The 19,765-nt window shown below is 70.7% G+C and carries 14 protein-coding genes and 2 pseudogenes; 6 read left to right on the top strand and 10 right to left on the bottom strand.

Going from position 1 to position 19,765, the window contains the following annotated elements; translation table 11 throughout:
* Positions 1-13: 13 nt before the first annotated feature.
* Both NGB36_RS20260 and tesB read left to right on the top strand, forming a co-directional pair.
* Positions 14-1,171 carry an acyl-CoA dehydrogenase family protein gene (locus NGB36_RS20260; RefSeq protein WP_255921762.1) on the top strand — a complete coding sequence of 386 codons (1,158 nt, stop codon included), beginning with the start codon at positions 14-16 and terminating at the stop codon, positions 1,169-1,171.
* A 41-nt stretch (positions 1,172-1,212) separates the two neighbouring features.
* Positions 1,213-2,097: an acyl-CoA thioesterase II gene (tesB, locus tag NGB36_RS20255; protein WP_255921761.1), complete on the top strand. Its 885-nt coding sequence runs from the start codon at positions 1,213-1,215 to the stop codon at positions 2,095-2,097.
* A 10-nt stretch (positions 2,098-2,107) separates the two neighbouring features.
* Here the strand turns inward: tesB and NGB36_RS20250 are convergent, their stop codons facing one another.
* Together NGB36_RS20250 and NGB36_RS20245 are read right to left on the bottom strand one after the other, a co-directional pair.
* The gene (locus NGB36_RS20250) at positions 2,108-2,893 is read right to left on the bottom strand and encodes a phosphatase (RefSeq protein ID WP_255921760.1); all 786 of its coding nucleotides are present in this window, start codon (positions 2,891-2,893) and stop codon (positions 2,108-2,110) included.
* Between the two features lie 44 nt (positions 2,894-2,937).
* A complete protein-coding gene (locus tag NGB36_RS20245; RefSeq protein ID WP_255921759.1) occupies positions 2,938-4,497 on the bottom strand; it encodes a PucR family transcriptional regulator in 1,560 nt (519 codons plus the stop codon).
* Positions 4,498-4,654: 157 nt separating this feature from the next.
* On the opposite strand from NGB36_RS20245, the gene NGB36_RS20240 reads away from it, so the two are divergent.
* From NGB36_RS20240 to NGB36_RS20230, 3 genes are read left to right on the top strand one after another with little or no spacing between them, the layout of a single operon-like run.
* Positions 4,655-6,121 carry a sodium:solute symporter family protein gene (locus NGB36_RS20240; RefSeq protein ID WP_255921758.1) on the top strand — a complete coding sequence of 489 codons (1,467 nt, stop codon included), beginning with the start codon at positions 4,655-4,657 and terminating at the stop codon, positions 6,119-6,121.
* A gap of 29 nt (positions 6,122-6,150) precedes the next feature.
* The gene (gene speB / locus NGB36_RS20235) at positions 6,151-7,140 is read left to right on the top strand and encodes an agmatinase (protein ID WP_255921757.1); all 990 of its coding nucleotides are present in this window, start codon (positions 6,151-6,153) and stop codon (positions 7,138-7,140) included.
* A complete protein-coding gene (locus tag NGB36_RS20230; protein WP_255921756.1) occupies positions 7,137-8,792 on the top strand; it encodes a thiamine pyrophosphate-binding protein in 1,656 nt (551 codons plus the stop codon). Before speB ends, NGB36_RS20230 begins: the two co-directional genes overlap by 4 nt.
* A gap of 176 nt (positions 8,793-8,968) precedes the next feature.
* On the opposite strand, the gene NGB36_RS20225 is transcribed toward NGB36_RS20230, so the two are convergent.
* The 4 genes and pseudogenes from NGB36_RS20225 to NGB36_RS20210 all read right to left on the bottom strand — a co-directional run bounded on the left by NGB36_RS20225 (position 8,969) and on the right by NGB36_RS20210 (position 12,958).
* The gene (locus tag NGB36_RS20225) at positions 8,969-11,359 is read right to left on the bottom strand and encodes an ATP-binding cassette domain-containing protein (protein WP_255921755.1); all 2,391 of its coding nucleotides are present in this window, start codon (positions 11,357-11,359) and stop codon (positions 8,969-8,971) included.
* A gap of 240 nt (positions 11,360-11,599) precedes the next feature.
* Positions 11,600-11,722 (bottom strand): hypothetical protein, encoded by a 123-nt coding sequence (locus NGB36_RS20220; protein ID WP_255921754.1) that lies wholly within the window; start codon positions 11,720-11,722, stop codon positions 11,600-11,602.
* Between the two features lie 272 nt (positions 11,723-11,994).
* Positions 11,995-12,347: pseudogene (locus NGB36_RS20215) on the bottom strand (VOC family protein).
* Between the two features lie 249 nt (positions 12,348-12,596).
* Positions 12,597-12,958, bottom strand: a pseudogene (locus tag NGB36_RS20210) (helix-turn-helix transcriptional regulator).
* A gap of 148 nt (positions 12,959-13,106) precedes the next feature.
* On the opposite strand from NGB36_RS20210, the gene NGB36_RS20205 reads away from it, so the two are divergent.
* Positions 13,107-17,102 (top strand): ABC transporter ATP-binding protein, encoded by a 3,996-nt coding sequence (locus NGB36_RS20205; RefSeq protein ID WP_255921753.1) that lies wholly within the window; start codon positions 13,107-13,109, stop codon positions 17,100-17,102.
* 35 nt (positions 17,103-17,137) lie between these two features.
* Here NGB36_RS20205 and NGB36_RS20200 read toward each other — a convergent pair whose 3' ends face one another.
* The 4 genes from NGB36_RS20200 to NGB36_RS20185 all read right to left on the bottom strand — a co-directional run bounded on the left by NGB36_RS20200 (position 17,138) and on the right by NGB36_RS20185 (position 19,587).
* The gene (locus NGB36_RS20200; protein WP_255921752.1) at positions 17,138-17,737 is read right to left on the bottom strand and encodes a hypothetical protein; all 600 of its coding nucleotides are present in this window, start codon (positions 17,735-17,737) and stop codon (positions 17,138-17,140) included.
* A 187-nt stretch (positions 17,738-17,924) separates the two neighbouring features.
* On the bottom strand, positions 17,925-18,725 hold the full coding sequence (locus tag NGB36_RS20195; protein ID WP_255921751.1) for a sugar phosphate isomerase/epimerase family protein: 801 nt from the start codon (positions 18,723-18,725) through the stop codon (positions 17,925-17,927).
* A gap of 169 nt (positions 18,726-18,894) precedes the next feature.
* Positions 18,895-19,236: a rodlet layer protein gene (locus NGB36_RS20190; protein WP_255921750.1), complete on the bottom strand. Its 342-nt coding sequence runs from the start codon at positions 19,234-19,236 to the stop codon at positions 18,895-18,897.
* A 63-nt stretch (positions 19,237-19,299) separates the two neighbouring features.
* A complete protein-coding gene (locus NGB36_RS20185) occupies positions 19,300-19,587 on the bottom strand; it encodes a rodlet layer protein (RefSeq protein ID WP_255921749.1) in 288 nt (95 codons plus the stop codon).
* Between the last annotated feature and the right edge of the window lie 178 nt (positions 19,588-19,765).

The raw sequence follows: 19,765 nt of genomic DNA, 5'->3' as shown, positions 1-19,765 counted from the left end.
AGGGAGGCGCACCATGCGGCGCACGGTATTCAACGAGGATCACGAGGCGTTCCGGTCCACGATCCGCGACTTCATCGCCACCGAGGTCGCGCCCGTGTACCACGAGTGGGAAGAGGCCGGCCGCGTGCCGCGCGACTTCTACCTCAAGCTCGGCGAACTCGGCGTCTTCGGTATCGAGGTTCCCGAGGAGTACGGCGGCGCCGGCGAGACCAGCTTCAAGTTCAACGCGGTGATCACCGAGGAGTGCGCCCGTGCCGGCGTCAGCTTCGGCGGCAGCAGCGTCCACACGGCGCTGTGCCTGCCGTACATCCTCAAGTACGGCAACGAGGAGCAGAAGAAGCGCTGGCTGCCCGCGTTCGTCTCGGGCGAGATGATGACCGCGATCGCGATGACCGAGCCCGGCACCGGCTCCGACCTTGCGGGGATGAAGACCACCGCCAAGCTCTCCGAGGACGGCACCCACTACATCCTCAACGGCGCCAAGACCTTCATCACCGGCGGCGTCCAGGCCGACCGGGTGCTGGTCTGCTGCCGCACCTCGCCGCCCACGCCCGAGGACCGCCGTGGCGGGATATCGATCCTCGTCGTGGACACCGGGAGCGAGGGCTACGCGGTCGGCCGCAAGCTCGACAAGCTCGGGCTTCGCGCCTCCGACACCGCGGAGCTGTCCTTCACCGACGTGCGCGTCCCCGTCGAGGACCTGCTCGGCGAGGAGGGCAGGGCCTTCTCCTACCTGACGCACAACCTCCCGCAGGAACGTCTCGGCATCGCCCTCGGCGCGTACGCACAGGCCGCGGCGGCCGTCCGCTTCGCCACCGAGTACGTCAAGGAGCGCACCGTCTTCGGCAAGGCCGTCGCGGAGTTCCAGAACACCAAGTTCGTCCTCGCCGACTGCAAGGCCGAGGTCGACGCCGCGCAGGCGGTCTGCGACCGAGCCCTGGAGGCGCACGACGCGGGCGAGCTGACCGCGGCCGACGCCGCCTCCGCCAAGCTGTTCTGCACCGAGGTCGCGGCCCGCGTCATCGACAAGTGCCTTCAGCTGCACGGCGGTTACGGCTACATGATGGAGTACCCGATCGCCCGCCTGTACGCCGACACCCGCGTCACCCGGATCTACGGCGGCACGAGCGAGGTCATGCGCTCGATCATCGCCAAGTCCATGGGCCTGTGACCGGCCCAGACCTGTGACGGACCTGGACCTGTGACGGACCGATGAACGCAAGCCTCCAGTCGCTCCTCGATCTGCTCGACCTCGAACGGATCGAGGAGAACATCTTCCGCGGCATCAGCCGCTTCGCCCTCATCCCGCGCGTCTTCGGCGGCCAGGTCGCGGCCCAGGCGCTCGTCGCCGCCGGCCGCACCGTGCCGGCTGAACGGGGCGCCCACTCCCTGCACGCCTACTTCCTGCGTCCCGGCGACCCCGGCGCGCCGATCGTCTACGAGGTCGACCGGATCCGCGACGGCCGCTCCTTCACCACCCGCCGGGTCGTCGCCGTCCAGCACGGCAAGCCGATCTTCCACCTGTCGGCCTCCTTCCAGAGCTCCGAGGAAGGCCTGGAGCACCAGGAGCCCATGCCGCAGGCACCGGACCCCGAGACGTTGCCGACGGCCGAGGAACTGCTCCCCGCACATGCCGACGTCTTCCCCCAGCCGGGCACGGTCGAACGGATTCTGGAGGCGCGCGCCGCCGTCGACCTGCGCTACTGCCAGGATCCCCCGTTCGTCACGGTGGGCCAGGGGCCGCGCGAGCCGCGCTCACAGGTGTGGTTCCGCACCCGCGGCAAACTCGACGACGATCCGCTGCTGCACGTATGCCTCGCCACGTACGTCTCCGACATGACGCTGCTCGACTCGGTGCTGCTCGCACACGGGCGCGGCGGCTGGGCGGTGGGCGACGTGGTCGGCGCCAGCCTCGACCATGCGATGTGGTTCCACCGGCCGTTCCGCGCCGACGAGTGGCTGCTGTACGACCAGCAGAGCCCCTCCGCCTCCGGCGGGCGCGGGCTCGGCACGGCGAGGATCTACACGCAGGACGGGCGGCTCGTGGTCTCCGTGATCCAGGAGGGCCTCGTCCGCGTCCCGCGGTCGGTCGGCTAGCGGGCGGAGCTCACAGCAGGCCCGCCGCGTCCAGCAGGTAGGCCGTCATCGGGTCGTAGTAGTGCGGCGCCACGTGGTCGTCGAGAGGAACGGTGACGGCCAGCGTGCCCTCGGCCTCCCCGACGAACAGCGCCGGGTCGTTGCAGTCCGCGTAGCCCACGGCGTCGATGCCCCGCTGCCCCGCGCATCCCGCCCAGCCGTGGTCGGCGACCACCAGGTCGGGCAGCGGGCGGCCGGCCTCGTCCATGGCGTCGAGGATCGCGGCCATCGGCTCGGGGGAGTGGGTGTGCACCAGGGCGGCACCGCGCAGCACCATGGCGACCCCGCCCATCTGCAGCAGCCGGCCCTCGTCCGCGTGCAGGCCCTCGGGGATGGTGACGATCTCGCAGCCGGCCTGCCGCAGCGCTGCCGCGGTCGCCTGGTGCACGCCGAGGAGCCCGCCGGGGTGGCCGGTGGCGAGCAGCACGCGCTGCCTGCCGTCCGCCGCCTTGCGCAGCCGGATGGCGAGGCGCTCCAGCGCGTCGACGGTCAGCTCCGGGTCGATGGTGTCCTGGCCCGCGCGGTGCCCGGGGTCGGGGACGACACCGCAGCGGTGCGCCATCACCTGCAGCACCGCGTCCTCCTCCGTCCACCGGTCGCCGAGTTCGAGCCCCAGCCAGTAGTAGCGGTTGCCGGACGCCAGCTCGCGGTAGTGGTCGAGATTGTTCTCGCGGGTGGTGGCGACGTCTCCGGCGATACGGGTGCGAAGGAGGTGTTCGATCAGGGCCTGGCGGGACGGGGCTCGGTCTATGGGCATGCAGCCATTGTCGCGTGTCCGAGGACGTATCCACGACGCGTCGCTCATCGAGACGAATGCGTGACCCGGTCGCCGGGTTCGCCCGGAGATTTGTGACGCAATGCGATCCACAGGTCGGCGCGCACATCGGGATCGTCGAGATCCGCATCGAGCACGGCGGCGGCGCGGCCGATGCGCTGCCGGACCGTGTTGCGGTGCACGCCGAGCGCGACGGCGGTACGGTCCCAACTGCCGTGCAGCGAAAGCCAGGTGCGCAACGTCTCGACGAGCGCGGGGGCGCCGTCGAGCGGCGCGAGGCGCGCACGGGCGCACGCCGCCGCAGTGCCCGGATCGACCAGCGCATCGATACCGGCTCCGTGCGCCGGGTGGCGCACGAGTGCGCTGCGGCCGGCGACGGCACGGCGCAGCGCGCCCGCAGCCTGGGCGTCGGCAGCCGCGAGGTCACGCACCGGGGCGGGTGCGCTTGCGCCCAGCGTCCAGCCGGGACGGGCACCCGGCTCACGGTCGCCGGGGAGCAGCGCACGCACGGTACCGGCGGACGGGTCGAAGATGTCGACCAGCGCGGTGCCGAGCGCCGCACCGAGAGCCGACGCGGCGAGCGGATCGGGGGCGTGCCCGCCGCGTCTGCCGCCGCCCACCCGCCGGGCGTGCACCACCGTCCAGTGCGCCTCCGCGCTGCCTGCGTGGGTGAGCAGGGGCGCCACCTCCTCCGCGGACGCCCCGAGCAGCATCCGGACCAGTGCGCCGATGCGCTCGGCGTCGCCCGCGCCCCGGTATGCGCCGGTGAGCAGCGACAGCAGCACCGAGCCGACACCGGCGATCGCATGGTCCGCGGGGTCCTGGTGGTCGGAGGCCAGGGCCAGCACCAGGCCTGCGCCGGATGCGTTCCCGGCCAGCGCGTATGCGGCCAGACGCGTCTCCCCCACGGTGTCGGCGGCGGACACCGGGGCCGCGGCGCCGCCCGAGGGCCGTACCACCGCAGCGAGCTGCCGCATCGCATCGGCCACCTCGCCCGATGGGCGCCGCCCCGCCGCATGCACCTCGTGCCCGTCCGCGTCGAGCAGCACCGCCCGCGCGCCGAGGTGACGGGCGAGCTGCCGCAGCACGGCAGGGACAGGCTCGGACCGTGCCGCAGCCGAGGCCAGTGCCTGCTGGGCATCGGCAACCCGGCGCAGCTCTCGGTGGCGCGCCTCCGCCATCGCCTGCCACACGGCGCGCGCGACGGCCGTGAACGGGGTGCGCGGCGGGACTTCGAGCAGCGGCAGCCCGTACCGCTCGCACGCCACGGCGAGCGCACGCGGCGTGGTGTCGTGCACCGGCGCGAGCCCGAAACCGAGCGCCGCCGCGCCCGCCTCGACCGTCCGCTGCACATAGTGGTCGAGGTAGGCGCCCGATCCAGCGGCGGAAGGAACATGCACGCCCGCGGTCAGCAGCAGCTCACCGCCGAGCAGATAGGGCACCGGGTCGGCCATCTCGCTGGTGTGCACCCAGTGCAGGGCGACCGCCTCCGCCGCCGGCCCCGCCACCTGCCGCAGGCCCAGGTCCTCCCTCTCCAGCAATGACGACAAAGGGATCGCGGGCGTCGGCGGAGCCAGATCGGACATGGGCAATCCATCCATTCGCATACGAGGGGATGGATAAAACGTACACTTCACCGCCGTCGACCGGATACCTAGGGTTCAACGGACGGAGGCCCCCGGAAGTGATCGCTCCTTGACTCCCTGACCTAGCTCCTTGAGCTCCTGAACTGGAGGCACGCGCATGACCCTGGACTACGTGGTGATCGTCGTCTATCTCGCGGGCATGCTCGGCATGGGCTGGTGGGGCATGCGCCGCGCCAGGTCCAAGAGCGACTTCCTGGTCGCCGGACGGCGCCTCGGACCCGTGATGTACTCCGGCACCATGGCGGCGATCGTCCTCGGCGGCGCCTCCACCATCGGCGGTGTCGGCCTCGGCTACCAGTACGGCCTGTCCGGGGCGTGGATGGTCTTCACCATCGGCCTCGGGCTGCTCGCCCTCAGCGTCTTGTTCTCCGCACGCATCGCGCGGCTGAAGGTCTACACCGTCGCCCAGATGCTCGACCTGCGGTACGGCGGCACGGCCGGAGTGATCTCGGGCGTCGTGATGTGGGCGTACACGCTGATGCTCGCCGTGACCTCGACCATCGCCTACGCGACCATCTTCGACGTGCTCTTCGGCATGGACCGGACCACGGCGATCGTGCTCGGCGGTGCCATCGTCGTCGCGTACTCGACGCTCGGCGGCATGTGGTCGATCACCCTCACCGACATGGTGCAGTTCGTCGTCAAGACGATCGGGGTGCTGTTGCTGCTGCTGCCGATCGCCGTGGTCAAGGCGGGCGGATTCACGCGGATGGAGGCGCGGCTGCCGCACGAGTACTTCGCGCCGCTCGGCATCGGCGGGCAGACCATCTTCACCTATGTCCTGATCTACACCTTCGGGATGCTGATCGGACAGGACATCTGGCAGCGGGTGTTCACCGCCCGCGGCGACAAGGTGGCGCGGGCCGGCGGCACGGTGGCCGGAACGTACTGCCTGCTGTACGCGCTCGCGGGCGCTGTGATCGGCACCGCCGCCAAGACCCTCTACCCCCATCTGGCCGGCGCGGACGACGCGTTCGCCACCGTCGTCAAGGGCACGCTGCCGGCCGGGGTGCGCGGCCTGGTGCTCGCCGCCGCGCTGTCGGCGGTGATGTCGACATCCTCCGGCGCACTGATCGCCTGTGCCACCGTCGCCAACAACGACATCTGGGCGCGGCTGCGCAGGAAGCACACCACAGCGGCGGACGGCCACGACGAGGTGCGCGGCAACCGCCTGTTCATCCTGGTCATGGGCATTGCGGTGATCGCCCTCGCCATCGGCATCGACAACGTCGTCGAGGCGCTGACGGTGGCGTACAACCTGCTCGTCGGCGGACTGCTGGTGCCCATCCTCGGCGGCCTGCTGTGGAAGCGCGGCACGGGCGCGGGAGCGCTCGCCTCGGTCGTGGTCGGCGGCGTCACCGTGATCGGCGCGATGGCCTGGAAGGGCATCCTCGCCAACGAGCCCGTGTACTACGGGCTGCTGGCCTCGCTCGCCGCGTACGTCATCGTCAGCCTCGCCACCAAGCCGACCGACGAGGCCGTCCTCGCCGCCTGGCGCGACCGGCTCGCGGGGCGTGTTCCCGCGGACGCGACACCCTCACCGTCACCGGCGCACGCCGGCTGAGCCCCACTCCGGAAAGGAACGAACCACCCATGAACGCCACCGAGCCCCGCGGTCCCGTCGACTCCTCCCGCACACCGCGGTACGCGGGCCCCGCCACGTTCGCGCGGCTGCCCCGGCTGGACGAGGTCGGCACCGCCGATGTGGCCGTCGTCGGCGTCCCGTTCGACAGCGGTGTCTCCTACCGCCCCGGTGCGCGCTTCGGCGGCAACGCGATCCGTGAGGCGTCGCGGCTGCTGCGCCCGTACAACCCGGCGCAGGACGCCTCGCCGTTCGCGCTCGCGCAGGTCGCCGACGCGGGTGACATCGCAGCCAACCCCTTCAACATCCACGAGGCCGTCGAGACCATCCAGGCCGCGGCCGACGACCTCCTCGACACCGGCGCACGCCTGATGACGCTGGGCGGCGACCACACCATCGCGCTGCCGCTGCTGCGTTCGGTCGCGCGCAAGCACGGACCGGTCGCGCTGCTGCACTTCGACGCCCATCTCGACACCTGGGACACGTACTTCGGCGCCGAGTACACCCACGGCACGCCGTTCCGCCGCGCCGTCGAGGAGGGCATTCTCGACACCGAGGCGCTCTCGCACGTCGGCACGCGCGGGCCCCTCTACGGCAAGAAGGACCTGGACGACGACGAGAAGATGGGCTTCGGCATCGTCACCTCCGCCGACGTCATGCGGCGCGGCGTGGACGAGGTCGCGCAGCAGCTGCGCGAACGCATCGGCGACCGGCCGCTGTACATCTCCATCGACATCGACGTCCTCGACCCCGCGCACGCCCCGGGCACCGGCACCCCGGAGGCCGGCGGCCTCACCTCCCGCGAACTACTGGAGATCCTGCGCGGTCTGGCCTCCTGCCACCTGGTCTCGGCGGACGTCGTCGAGGTCGCTCCCGCGTACGACCACGCCGAGATCACCTCGGTCGCGGCCTCGCACACCGCGTACGAGCTGACGACCATCATGTCGCGTCACGTCGCTGCCGCCGGGCAGCGCCAACAGCACGGCGCCGAGGCCCGATGACGATGCGTACCGGAGGCGACCTGGTCGTAGAGTCCCTCACCGCCCTCGGCGCGCGGACCGTCTTCGGGCTGCCGGGCCAGCATGCGCTCGGCGCCTTCGACGCACTGAGGCGGTCCTCGGTGGAGTACGTGGGGCTCCGGGTGGAGAACAACGCGGGCTTCGCGGCGGACGGTTTCGCGCGGGTGACCGGTTCGGTCGCCCCGCTGCTGGTCTCCACCGGGCCCGGCGCACTGATGACGCTGGCCGCGCTCCAGGAGGCGGCCGCGGCCTCCGCGCCCGTCCTCGCCATCGGCAGCCAGGTGCCGGTGGCCGGGCTCGGCGGCGGCCGCCATGGCTACCTGCATGAACTTGCCGACCAGAAGGCGTCGTTCCGCGACATCGTCAAGTCCGTGCACCCGGTGCGTACGGCGTCCCAGATCCCCTCGGCGATCGCCGACGCCTGGCAATCGGCGCTCACCGCGCCCCACGGCCCGGTGTGGGTGGAGATCCCGCAGGACGCGCTGCTCGCGGTGCCCGACGTGCCTCCGGTAACGGAGCTGGTGGCGGCTCCGCGTCCGCTGCGTCCGCGCCCCGAGCTGATCGCCGAGGCGGCGCGCCGGCTCTCCGCCGCCGAGCGCCCGGTGATCCTCGCGGGCGGCGGCGTCGTCCGCTCCGGTGCGCACGCCGAACTCCTCGCCCTCGCCGAGAAGGTGGCGGCCCCGGTCGCCACCACCTTCGGGGGCAAGGGCGCCTTCGACTGGGAACACCCGCTGTCTGTGCAGTCCTGGCTGGAGGACCGTCACACCACGGACTTCCTCGAGGACGCCGACGTGCTGCTGGTCGTCGGCTCGGGCCTCGGTGAACTCTCCTCCAACTACCACACGTTGCGCCCCCGCGGCCGGGTCATCCAGATCGAGGCGGACCTCGGCAAGCTGGAGTCCAACCATCCCGCCCTCGGCATCCACGCCGACGCCCGTCTCGCGCTGGCGGAGCTGCTCGCAGCGGTCGACTCCCGCCCGGACGACGGCACGGCTGCCAAGTCCGCGGCGCGTCTGCTGGCGCGCGTCCGCACCCGTATCGCCGCGCAGCACCTCGACACGGAACAGGACATCCTTGCGTCGGTGCGCGCCGCGCTTCCCCCGGACGCACCGAGCTTCTGGGACATGACGATCCTCGCCTACTGGGCGTGGTCCGCCTGGCCGGGGCCGATGCACTCCGCGCAGGGCGCAGGCGGTCTCGGCTACGGCTTCCCCGCGGCCCTCGGCGCCGCCGCGGCGGACCGCACCCGCCCGGTGCTCGCCGTCTCCGGCGACGGCGGCGCCATGTACTCGATTGCGGATCTGGCCACCGCCCGCCAGTACGACCTGCCGGTCACCTGGCTCATCGTCGACGACGGCGGCTACGGCATCCTGCGTGAATACATGACGGAGGCCTTCGGCGCCGCGACGGCCACGGAGCTGACCCGCCCCGATTTCGTCGCGCTCGCCGAATCCTTCGGCGTCCCGGCGCACCGCACCAGCCCCGAGTCGCTCCAGGACGACCTGGCCAAGGCCCTTGCCACCCCCGGCCCGTCCGTCCTCGTCCTCCCGGCCGTCCTGCGGATGTTCGCCCCGACGCACCTGCCGGAGGCGGCCCCGGACACGAGTGCGGACGTGCGTCCGGACGCGACCTAGCGTGATGCGTCAGGCAACGTCTGCGCACGCGCTCGGCCATACCCCACTAAGCGCCTGGCACGACTGGCAGTTCGAGCCGTCCCCACCCAGCAAGCGAACACGCCCCGTTCCCGGTTCACTGGGACGAGCCGAAACAGGTGGGAGAACTCGTCTCACGGTGTCCGCGAGGGCCTCGGTCAGGTGCCGACGTAGGCCGCGAGGTGCTCGCCGGTGAGGGTGGAGCGGGCGGCGACGAGGTCGGCGGGTGTGCCCTCGAAGACGATCCGGCCGCCGTCGTGGCCGGCGCCGGGGCCGAGGTCGATGATCCAGTCGGCGTGCGCCATGACCGCCTGGTGGTGCTCGATGACGATGACGGATTTGCCGGAGTCCACCAGCCGGTCGAGCAGGCCGAGCAGGTGCTCGACGTCGGCGAGGTGGAGGCCGGTGGTCGGCTCGTCGAGGACGTAGACGCCGCCCTTCTCGGCCATGTGGGTGGCCAGCTTGAGCCGCTGCCGCTCGCCGCCGGACAGCGTAGTGAGCGGCTGGCCGAGGCTGAGATAGCCGAGCCCGACGTCGGTGAGCCGGTTGAGGATGGCGTGCGCGGCCGGCGTGCGCGCCTCGCCGGCGCCGAAGAACTCCTCTGCCTCGGTCACCGACATCGCGAGCACCTCGCTGATGTCGCGGCCGCCGAGGTGGTGGTCCAGCACCGATGCATGGAACCGCTTCCCCTCGCACTCCTCGCACGTGGTGGCGACGCCGGCCATCATCGCCAGGTCGGTGTAGATGACGCCGGCGCCGTTGCAGTTGGGGCAGGCGCCCTCGGAGTTGGCGCTGAACAGCGCCGGCTTCACGCCGTTGGCCTTCGCGAACGCCTTACGGATCGGGTCGAGCAGTCCGGTGTACGTCGCCGGGTTGCTCCGCCGGGAACCCTTGATGGGGGACTGGTCGACCGACACCACACCCGCGCCGCGGGGAATCGACCCGTGGACGAGCGAGCTCTTGCCGGAGCCGGCGACACCGGTGACGACGGCAAGCACCCCGAGCGGAATGTCGACGTCGACCTTGCACAGGTTGTGCGCCGTCGCGCCGCGGATCTCCAGCGCGCCGGTGGGCTTCCGCACCGTCTCCTTGAGGGCGGCCCGGTCGCCGAAATGGCGGCCGGTGATGGTGCCGCTGGCCCGCAGCCCCTCGACGGTGCCCTCGAAACAGACGGTGCCACCCGCCGTACCGGCGCCGGGGCCGAGGTCCACGACGTGGTCGGCGATCGCGATCGTCTCCGGTTCGTGCTCCACGACGAGCACGGTGTTGCCCTTGTCCCGCAGCCGCAGCAGCAGGTCGTTCATCCGCTGGATGTCATGGGGGTGCAGGCCCGTGGTGGGCTCGTCGAAGACGTAGGTGGTGTCGGTGAGCGAGGAGCTGAGGTGGCGGATCATCTTGACGCGCTGCGCCTCGCCGCCCGACAGCGTGCCCGACGGCCGGTCGAGCGAGAGGTAGCCCAGCCCGATCTCCACGAACGAATCGAGGGTCTGCTGCAGCGCCGCCAGCAGCGGCGCCACCGACGGCTCGTCGAGGCCGCGGACCCATCCGGCCAGGTCGCTGATCTGCATCGCGCACGCATCGGCGATGTTGACCCCCTTGATCTTGGAGGACCGGGCGGCCTCGCTGAGCCGGGTGCCGCCGCACTCCGGGCACGCGGTGAAAGTGACCGCCCGGTCCACGAACGCCCGGACATGCGGCTGCATCGCTTCCCGGTCCTTGGCGAGGATCGACTTCTGGATCCGCGGGATCAGCCCCTCGTAGGTCATGTTGATGCCCGCGATCTTCATCCTGGTCGGCTCGCGGTGGAGGAAGTCGTGAAGCTCCTTCTTGGTGTACTTGCGGATCGGCTTGTTCGGGTCATAGAAGCCCGACTCGCTGTAGAGCCGATAGTTCCAGCCGCCCGCCTTATAGCCGGGGATGGTGATCGCGCCCTCGGCGAGCGACTTGGAGTCGTCGAAGAGCTCGGTGAGGTCGATATCGGAGACCGTGCCCCGGCCTTCGCAGCGCGGACACATGCCGCCGGTGATGGTGAAGCTGCGCCGCTCCTTCACGGTCTTCCCGCCGCGCTCGAGCGTGACCGCGCCCGCCCCGCTGATCGAGGCGACGTTGAAGGAGTAAGCCTGGGGCGAGCCGATGTGCGGCTGCCCGAGCCGGCTGAAGAGGATGCGCAGCATCGCGTTGGCGTCGGTGGCGGTGCCTACCGTGGAGCGGGTGTCGGCACCCATCCGCTGCTGGTCGACGATGATCGCGGTCGTCAGCCCGTCGAGTACGTCGACCTCGGGCCGCGCCAGCGTCGGCATGAAGCCCTGCACGAAGGCGCTGTACGTCTCGTTGATCAGCCGCTGCGACTCCGCGGCGATCGTGTCGAACACCAGCGAGCTCTTGCCCGAGCCGGAGACGCCAGTGAACACCGTCAGCCGGCGCTTCGGTATCTCGATGCTGACGTCCTTGAGGTTGTTCTCGCGTGCGCCGTGCACGCGGATCAAATCGTGGCTGTCGGCAACGTGCAGCGCAGGCGACTGCGTGTCCGTCCTCGCGGTCATGCTCATCGTGTCTCCATCTGTTAGGCGGGGCCGCCTCCGCGGTCTCCGTCGGCGTCGCCTGGCTCGATCCAACCAGCTTCGAGCAATACGTCTGGTTCTCCTTCGCTTCGGCCCGTGGAGCCTCTGGCCCCGGCCACGCAGCGCACCCGGCCGAGGCGTGAGACCAACCAGCGGCCGCCGCGCATCAGCTCGCGGTCGAGCACCTCGTTCACCTCGCGCCAAGCCTGGATGCGGGAAGATGCGGAATCAGCGGTACGGCGTGGCCGGCGCACGCGGGTCGAAGCCGGTGTGCGCGACGAACCGGGCACCCCGCTCCTGCGGCAGCGCGTCGATCTCGAGGACCGCGACTTTGCCCTCGATCATGGACACGTAGCGATGTGGCCGAGCCCCAGCCGAACGGACCGTGTCGCCCAGGTTCCTGCCGGTCGGGCCGTCGGGCCGTCGGGCTGTCGGGCTGTCGGGCTGTCGGACTGGCCGTCGGCGTGCCCATCAGCAGCGCCTCGCCCTCCCGGTCGAAGGACAGCGGCACCAGGTACGGCGCCAGTCCGCCGAGGCACTGGTCACTCGGACGACGTTGTCACGGGTGAGCCGGTGCTCGGTGCGCGACGACGCTGAGCGCGGGAGCGGGGCTCGGAAACTCATCAGTCCTGAAGCAGCCCGAGGACGTTGCCATCGGGGTCGGTGACGGTGGCCACCAGGCGGCCGCCACCGACGTCGTGCGCGGGCTCCTTCACGGTGGCACCCCAGCGGTCACCTCGGCCAGCTTCGCCTCGAGGTCTGGCACGTGCCAGTAGGCCACTGGTGAGGTCATGCCCTGCGGTCCACCGCCCGGCACCAGCCCGATGTGCTGGCCCGCGGCCTCGAAGCCGACGTAGTAGGGCTCACCGGCCTGCGGCGGTACGCCGAGCAGGGCGGCGTACACCTCCTTGGCCGTCGCCAGGTCGGAAACGGGATGCAGCACGGTCTTGATTCCCTGGGTGGAAGAGCCGGTCATGGTCGCTCCTGAAGTCGTCGGTCTGGAAGGGATTGTCTGGCTTGAAGACGAACGGGAAGTCCGGAAACGACAGCCCGATCGCCCCGGATGGCGATTTCGCCGTCGGCCCTTCGTCTTAACCGGGCCCAGCCCGCAAGAGAAGGAGGATAACCAACCGGGATCACCTCCGGGCAGTCACGATAAAAGTCCAGGGATGCGTCCGGGTCGTCGTGCGGAGGAAACTCGGATGAATGGCGATGTCCATGGCGGTCACGCTAGCTGCGGCTCGGAGGTCCCCGCTTCTCGAATCCTGATCGGTCTGGTCACCTTTTCGCGACACACCACGGAACCCCCGTCGTCGCGCGCGTCGCGTGGCGCCGACAGACGCTGGGCGGCACGCCTACCAGCTGGGTGAAGCGAGTGCTGAAGGTGTCCAGCGACGAGCAGCCGACCGCGAAGCGGACCTCGGTGACGCTGAGGTCACCGCGATGCGGTAGCGCCATCGCGCTCTCGATGCGCCGTGTTCATCAGGTAGCCCTACGGCGGTGCGCGCCGTGGGCGAGCGCCCAGACGTCCAGCTGCTGTACGTACTCCCGGTCGATCCGGTCGATCCGGTCGCGGACTCGGCGCAGCCGCGCACGGTCTAGGTCCGCAGACGTACCTCACTGCGACCTTCGGCGTCCATTTGTTGCGGACGGATGAAATCCGGATGCCTGCGCGTTGGAGCCTGCGGCAGCAGCCGACGGGGACGGCGCGGACCACGGGCGACGGAGGTTTCGGGTGGCGGCGAGAGGCGGATCGCAGGGGCAGCAGGGGTGGCTGCGGCGCATCACCGCGCACAGCTGGCGGTACCGGCGCAATGTGCTGTTGGCGCTCGGCGCCTCGCTCGCCGGGATGGCCGTTACCGCACTCGTCCCGCTCCTGCCGCGGGTGATCATCGACGACGTGATCGTCAAGCACACCCAGCCGATCGCGCCCTGGGCGGTCCTGATGGTCGTCGCCGCGCTCGCGGTGTACGCGTGCACCTACGTGCGGCGCTTCTACGGCGGGCGCCTCGCCCTCGACGTCCAGTACGACCTGCGCAACGAGATGTTCGCGTCCCTCGCGCGGCTCGACGGCGCGCGGCAGGACGAGCTCAACACCGGACAGGTCGTCGGCCGGGCCACCAGCGACCTCCAACTCATCCAGGGCATGCTCTTCATGTTGCCGATGATGATCGGCAACCTGCTGCTCTTCGTCATGTCTTTGATCATCATGGCGGTGCTGTCCCCGCTGCTCACGGTGATCGCCCTCGCCGTCGCGCCCGCCCTGTGGTTCATCGCCGACCGCAGCCGCAAACGCCTCTTCCCCGCCACCTGGTACGCGCAGGGGCAGGCTGCGGCCGTCGCCGGCGTCGTCGACGGTGCCGTCACCGGCGTACGGGTCGTCAAGGGCTTCGGCCAGGAGGAGCAGGAGGAGGAGAAGCTGCGCCGGGTGAGCCTGCGCCTGTTCGCCGCACGACTGCGCACCATCCGCCTCAATGCGCGGTACAACCCGTCGCTTCAGGCCGTGCCCGCGCTCGGGCAAGTCGCCATGCTCGCGCTCGGCGGCTGGATGGCCGTCAAGGGCGAGATCAGCCTCGGGACTTTCGTCGCCTTCTCCACCTACCTCGCCCAGCTCACCGGCCCGGTCCGGATGCTGACCATGATGCTCACCATCGGTCAGCAGGCACGAGCGGGCGTCGAGCGCGTCTACGAGCTCATCGACACCGAGCCGCTGGTCAAGGAGGCGCCGGACGCCCGCGACCTGCCCGCGGACGCAGTCGCCACCGTCGAGTTCGACGCCGTCACCTTCGCGTACGGATCGGATGGATCGGGCGGAACGGGTGGATCAGGCAGAACGGGTGGACCGGGTGGATCAGACGGACCGTGGAGGCGCGCGCGTCCGGTGCTCGACGACTTCTCGCTGCGCGTCGAACCCGGAGAGACGATGGCCGTCGTTGGAGCCTCCGGCTCCGGGAAGTCCACCCTCTCACTCCTGCTGCCCCGCTTCTACGACGTGACGGGCGGCGCCGTACGCGTCGGCGGCCAGGATGTGCGCGAGCTGACGCTCGACTCGCTACGCGCGGCCATCGGCCTCGTGCCCGAGGACAGCTTCCTGTTCTCCGACACCATCCGGGCCAACATCGGCTACGGACGGCCAGGTGCGACCGAGGAGGAGATCCTCGCGGCGGCCCGCACTGCACAGGCACACGACTTCATCTGCGAGCTGCCGGAGGGATACGACACCGTCGTCGGGGAACAGGGGCTCACGCTCTCCGGCGGCCAGCGGCAACGCGTCGCGCTCGCTCGTGCAGTGCTCACGGACCCGCGGCTGCTGCTCCTCGACGACGCGACCTCGGCCGTCGACGCGCGCATCGAGGCCGAGATCCACGAGGCGCTACGAGAGGTCATGGCGGGTCGTACGACGCTGCTGATCGCCCACCGCCGCTCCACGCTCGCCCTCGCCGACCGGATCGCGGTCCTCGACGAGGGGCGGCTCGTCGACATCGGCACCCATGAGCAGCTGGAACAGCGCTGCGCCCGCTACCGCACCCTGCTCACCGACCCCGACGAGCTGGCGAGTGACGACACCCCGGCCGATTCGGCGGGATTCGTGGAGTGGGACGGCGAGTCGTCGGCAGGCGCGGGCGGTGGGACGGCGATCGCGCGGGGCCCCGCGGCCGGCTCCGCACGCACGTGGGTGCCCTGGGAGCAGCTGCACTCCACGCCCGACGGTGGGCCCGGCCACGCGCCTGCCGAGGGGCCGGCCCCGCGCCACCCGGTCGACGGCGTGACCTTGGCTCTGTGGCCCCGGGAACGGGCCGCCGCCGCGGCCGCCGACGACGCGCAGCACACCCCGGGACCCGCGGCCGCCAGGCCCGGCATAGCCGGGGCGATCGCCGGGATGCCCGCCACCCCCGAGCTGCTGGCGCGGGTCGCCGCGCTCCCGGCCGCCACCGACACGCCCGACGTCGACGGACGCAAGGCCCGCGCCGCCGATCCCGACTTCGGACTGCGCAGCATGCTGCGCGGCTTCCGGGGTCCGCTGCTGCTCAGCCTGGTCTTCGTCGCCGCGGACGCGATCGGCGGGCTGCTGCTTCCCGTGCTGATCAGGAGCGGCATCGACCAGGGCGTGGACAGGATGGTGTTGCACGGAGTATGGGTCGCCTCGATCGCCGCCCTCGTCGTCGTTCTGCTGCAGTGGGCTGCGCAGGTCGGCGAGACGCAGCTGACAGGCCGCACCGGCGAACGCGTGCTGTACTCGCTCCGCCTGAAGATCTTCGCTCATCTGCAGCGGCTCGGACTCGACTTCTACGAACGCGAGTTGGCCGGCCGCATCATGACCCGGATGACCACGGATGTCGACGCGCTCTCCAGTTTCCTGCAGACCGGGCTCGTCACCGCCGTGGTCAGCCTGCTCACCTTCTTCGGCATCCTCGTCGCACTCCTCGCCCTCGACGCCGGGCTCGCTCTCACCGTCTTCGCAACGCTGCCGCCGCTCGTCATCGCCACCGTCGTCTTCCGGCGCAAGTCGGTGCGCGCGTACGGGCTCGCCCGGGACAAGATCGCCGTGGTCAACGCCGATCTGCAGGAGCACGTCGCCGGGATGCGCGTGGTGCAGGCCTTCCGCGGCGAGCAGGCGGGTGGGCGGCGGTTCGCGGAGCGCGGCGACGAATATCGCACGGCGCGAGTGCGTGGCCAGTGGTACATCTCCGTCTACTTCCCCTTTGTCCAGTTCCTCTCCAGCGTTGCCGCGGCACTCGTGCTCATCGTCGGCGCCGGGCGTGTCGGCCACGGCACGCTGACCGCGGGCGCGCTGGTGGCCTATCTGCTCTACATCGACCTGTTCTTCTCGCCCGTCCAGCAGCTGTCGCAGGTCTTCGACGGCTACCAGCAGGCGTCGATCTCGCTCGGGCGGATCCGCGAGCTGTTGCGGGTGCCGACGAAGACACCCACGGCGGAGCACCCCGAGGCCGTCGCGGCGCAGGGACTGCGCGGCGAGATCGTCTTCGACGACGTGAGCTTCGCCTACGGCGACGGCGAGGCGGAGGAGTCGCCGGAGGCGCTGTCGGCGATCCGGTTGCAGATCCCCGCGGGCCAGACCGTCGCCTTCGTCGGGGAGACGGGCGCCGGGAAGTCCTCGCTGGTCAAACTGGTCGCCCGGTTCTACGACCCGACATCGGGCGCGATACGGGTGGACGGCACCGACATCCGCCAGTACGACCCCGTCGGATACCGGCGCCGACTCGGCGTCGTACCGCAGGAGCCCTACCTCTTCGAGGGCACGGTGCGCGACGCCATCGCCTACGGACGGCCGGACGCGACCGACGCGGAGGTGGAGGCCGCCGCGCGAGCCGTCGGCGCGCACGCGATGATCGCCACCTTCCCCGACGGCTATCTGCACCGAGTGGGGGAGCGCGGCAGGAACCTCTCGGCGGGACAGCGCCAACTGCTCGCGCTCGCCCGCGCCGAACTCGTCGATCCCGATGTGCTGTTGCTCGACGAGGCGACCGCAGCCCTCGACTTGGCAACGGAACGTCTGGTCAACGAGGCGGCCGACCGGCTTGCCGTGCGCAGGACGACGCTGGTGGTCGCCCACCGGCTCACCACCGCCGCGCGGGCGGACCGCGTGGTGGTGATGGACCGCGGGCGCATCGTCGAGGACGGCACGCACCGCGAGCTGCTCACGCGGGACGGCAGGTACGCGGAGCTGTGGCGGACGTACCTCGGTGACGAGGAGCCTGCCGTGGCGTGACCGCGGGGTGCGGCCCCCTGGCCCTGTCCTGGGGGTCACAGCCGGCGGGCGCAGCCGACCTCGCCCTTGCGCACGCCTATATAGAGCGCGGTGGTCTGCGGGCAGCCGGCGCGGTCGGTGACGATCGCAACGACCTTGTACTGCAGGGCGTGGCCGTTGCTGCCGCCGCCGTCGCAGGCGGTCTCCTTCACCTCGTTGTGCCCGGCGTCGTAGACGCAGTCCCCGACGATGGTGTTCGGCCCTCCGCCGCCGCCCGGGTCGCCCGGGTGCGGTGGCCGGAGATTGCGCATGCATGCATACCCGTCGCTCGCACCCGTGCCCGTGCCCGTGCCCGTGCCCGTGGGGGACGGTGTCTCCTTCGCCCTTCCGCCCTGGACGGCGAGCACGAAGTCGGTGACGTCGGGACAGTCGGGCTCGCCCGGATCGCCTCGCGTCCGGCGTACCGTCACCTTCGCGACGGCCGACCGGTCGTTGCACGCCACCTCTCGGAAGGAGACACCGCCGCTCGTCTGTATTCGGGCCGCACACGCGCCCGCCGCCAGGAACACGCCTGACGGAGCACTCGCCTCGGAGCCCGCTGAGCTGCCGGCGCTCGGCGTGTACGCGCCGCTGCCGGTCGGCCCTGTGTCCGTCATACAGCCTGCGAGGACGGCCGCGAGCGCACACATGAACCCCGTGAGTGCGCCCGCCGTGGCCAGTAGCCGATGCCGACGCGGCCGATACCGATTCGTTCGTGATGCGTGCACGATGCCCCCCTTGCACTCCCCCCGCGTGCCCTGTTCATCAGGATAGGCAGACGACGCCCATCAGACGATCACTCGATCAGGCGGATTCGCCGAGCAGCCGCGACAGATGGTCGTACGCAGGGCGCAGCAGCCCGGGCAGCTCCGGGACCTGCGGATACCACCGCTTCTCGTACTCCCAGCACAGCCAGCCGTCCCACTCCTCGCGGCTGAGCACCTCGACACACTCGGACAGCGGCAGCACACCCTCGCCGAGCGGCAGCGGTGTGGTGTCCTCGCGCGAGGCGATGTCCTTGACCTGGACGTATCCGAGGTACGGCGCGAGCGCGGGATACGAGGCGCTCGGCTGCTCACCACCGAGCCAGGTGTGCATCACGTCCCACAGCGCGCCCACCGAGTGGTGCCCGACGAGCCCGAGCACGCGGGCCGCGTCGGCGGCACAACGGTGCGAGTCATGGGTTTCGAGCAGCACCCTTACGCCCTTGTCGGCGGCGTAGGGGGCAACGGCGGCCAACCGGCGGGCAGCGATCGTGTCGGCCTCGCCGACGGGCAGCTCGCCGCCGCCGGGAAACACGCGCACGAAGGATGCGCCGAGGTCGGCGGTGAGCGTGACGTGCGCACGGATGTCATCGAGGACGGGATCGTCCGCGCCGGCCGCGGCGGCCTTGGCGTAGGAGGCCACCGCGAGGATCTCCACGCCGCCGTCGGCGAAGCGTGTGGCCACGTCGGAGCGCTCGGCGCGGGTGAGACCGGCATGCACCGGCTCTTCGGTGCCGTGGGCGCGCAACTCCACCCCGTGGAAGCCGCTCTCGGCGGCGAGGCGGATCACCTGGGCGACGGGGAGTCCTGGGACGCCGAGTGTCGAGAACGCGAGCTTCACACCCCGGACGCTACACAGACGTCACGATCCTTGACCACTGCACCACGGCCCTGCTCGCCCGGACAGAGGTCGGATGGTGTTCGACGGATTCCCGGCCGGAGACAGGTCTGGCCCGGGTCCGGGGGTTCCGGGCCGGGCCAGACATGACAATCGTCAGTTTGACGCCTGGTCAGCCGATGAGGTGCGACAGGGGCGCGTCACCGGTGGCCTGGGTGGTGTGGCCCTGGTTGCAGATCTGCTTGGTGGTCTGGTTCAGGATGCCGACCGGAACCTGGACCGCCACCGCCTGGACTGCCTGGATGTCCTTGATCTCGGGCAGGCAGATGTTCGGGTTGTCCAGCGTGTGGAAGTTCGGGCTCTGGTTGCCGTGCGTTCCGGTCGCGTTGTTGCCACCGTTGCCCTGCGCCGATGCCGCGAAGCCGTCGGAGTCACCGATCGCCATGGCGGGAGCGGCGGTCATGCCAATGGCGGCAGCAGTAATACCGACCGTGGCAAGGGCCTTGTTCATCATGTTTCTTTTCTCTCTTCTGCAGGAGGGAGGTGAGATGCCGAGTTGTGAGGTGAACGGTCGGCGTCAGCCGATGAGGTGCGAGAGCTGACCATCGCCGGTGCCATGTGTGGTCTGCCCCTGGTTGCAGATCTGCTTGGTGGCCTGGTTGCCCACGCCGGCCGGAACCTGAACTGCCACGAGGTTGGCGACCTGGACGTCCTTGATCTGCGGCAGGCAGATGTTCGGGTTGTCCAGGAAATGGAAATTCGGGCTGCGATCGCCCCAGGTGCCCGTGATGTTGGTGCCCCCGTCGCCTTGGAGCGAGCCGGCCGCGGCAGTGACGCCGGCCGTGGCAAGAGCCTTCTTGATCATCCTGCTTGGATCCTTGTCTTCCAGCGCGCAGAGGGGGCGGGGAATGCTTCGATGGGTGATTGCATTCGGAACACCTCAATCAACTGCATCCGGAACGCCCTGCGTTCGGAACACTTTCAATCAACGAAGTGCGCGCGGGTTGGTTGATCGCTCGAAGTGGCGAATCGTCAAGGCGGGT

It is taken from the genome of Streptomyces humicola, assembly GCF_024436035.1.
GTDB classification, from domain to species: domain Bacteria; phylum Actinomycetota; class Actinomycetes; order Streptomycetales; family Streptomycetaceae; genus Streptantibioticus_B; species Streptantibioticus_B humicola.
Note: the sequence above shows the minus strand (reverse complement) of the source record. Positions and strands in the feature narration are given on the sequence as shown.

What these genes read in the sequence shown, in the direction of transcription:
- NGB36_RS20250 (WP_255921760.1), bottom strand. Translation starts at nt 2,893, where the DNA reads ATGCCCATAGACCGAGCCCCGTCCCGCCAGGCCCTGATCGAACACCTC.
- NGB36_RS20190 (WP_255921750.1), bottom strand. Translation starts at nt 19,236, where the DNA reads ATGATGAACAAGGCCCTTGCCACGGTCGGTATTACTGCTGCCGCCATT.
- NGB36_RS20200 (WP_255921752.1), bottom strand. Translation starts at nt 17,737, where the DNA reads ATGACGGACACAGGGCCGACCGGCAGCGGCGCGTACACGCCGAGCGCC.
- NGB36_RS20185 (WP_255921749.1), bottom strand. Translation starts at nt 19,587, where the DNA reads ATGATCAAGAAGGCTCTTGCCACGGCCGGCGTCACTGCCGCGGCCGGC.
- NGB36_RS20245 (WP_255921759.1), bottom strand. Translation starts at nt 4,497, where the DNA reads ATGTCCGATCTGGCTCCGCCGACGCCCGCGATCCCTTTGTCGTCATTG.
- tesB (WP_255921761.1), top strand. Translation starts at nt 1,213, where the DNA reads ATGAACGCAAGCCTCCAGTCGCTCCTCGATCTGCTCGACCTCGAACGG.
- NGB36_RS20260 (WP_255921762.1), top strand. Translation starts at nt 14, where the DNA reads ATGCGGCGCACGGTATTCAACGAGGATCACGAGGCGTTCCGGTCCACG.
- NGB36_RS20240 (WP_255921758.1), top strand. Translation starts at nt 4,655, where the DNA reads ATGACCCTGGACTACGTGGTGATCGTCGTCTATCTCGCGGGCATGCTC.
- NGB36_RS20225 (WP_255921755.1), bottom strand. Translation starts at nt 11,359, where the DNA reads ATGAGCATGACCGCGAGGACGGACACGCAGTCGCCTGCGCTGCACGTT.
- speB (WP_255921757.1), top strand. Translation starts at nt 6,151, where the DNA reads ATGAACGCCACCGAGCCCCGCGGTCCCGTCGACTCCTCCCGCACACCG.
- NGB36_RS20230 (WP_255921756.1), top strand. Translation starts at nt 7,137, where the DNA reads ATGACGATGCGTACCGGAGGCGACCTGGTCGTAGAGTCCCTCACCGCC.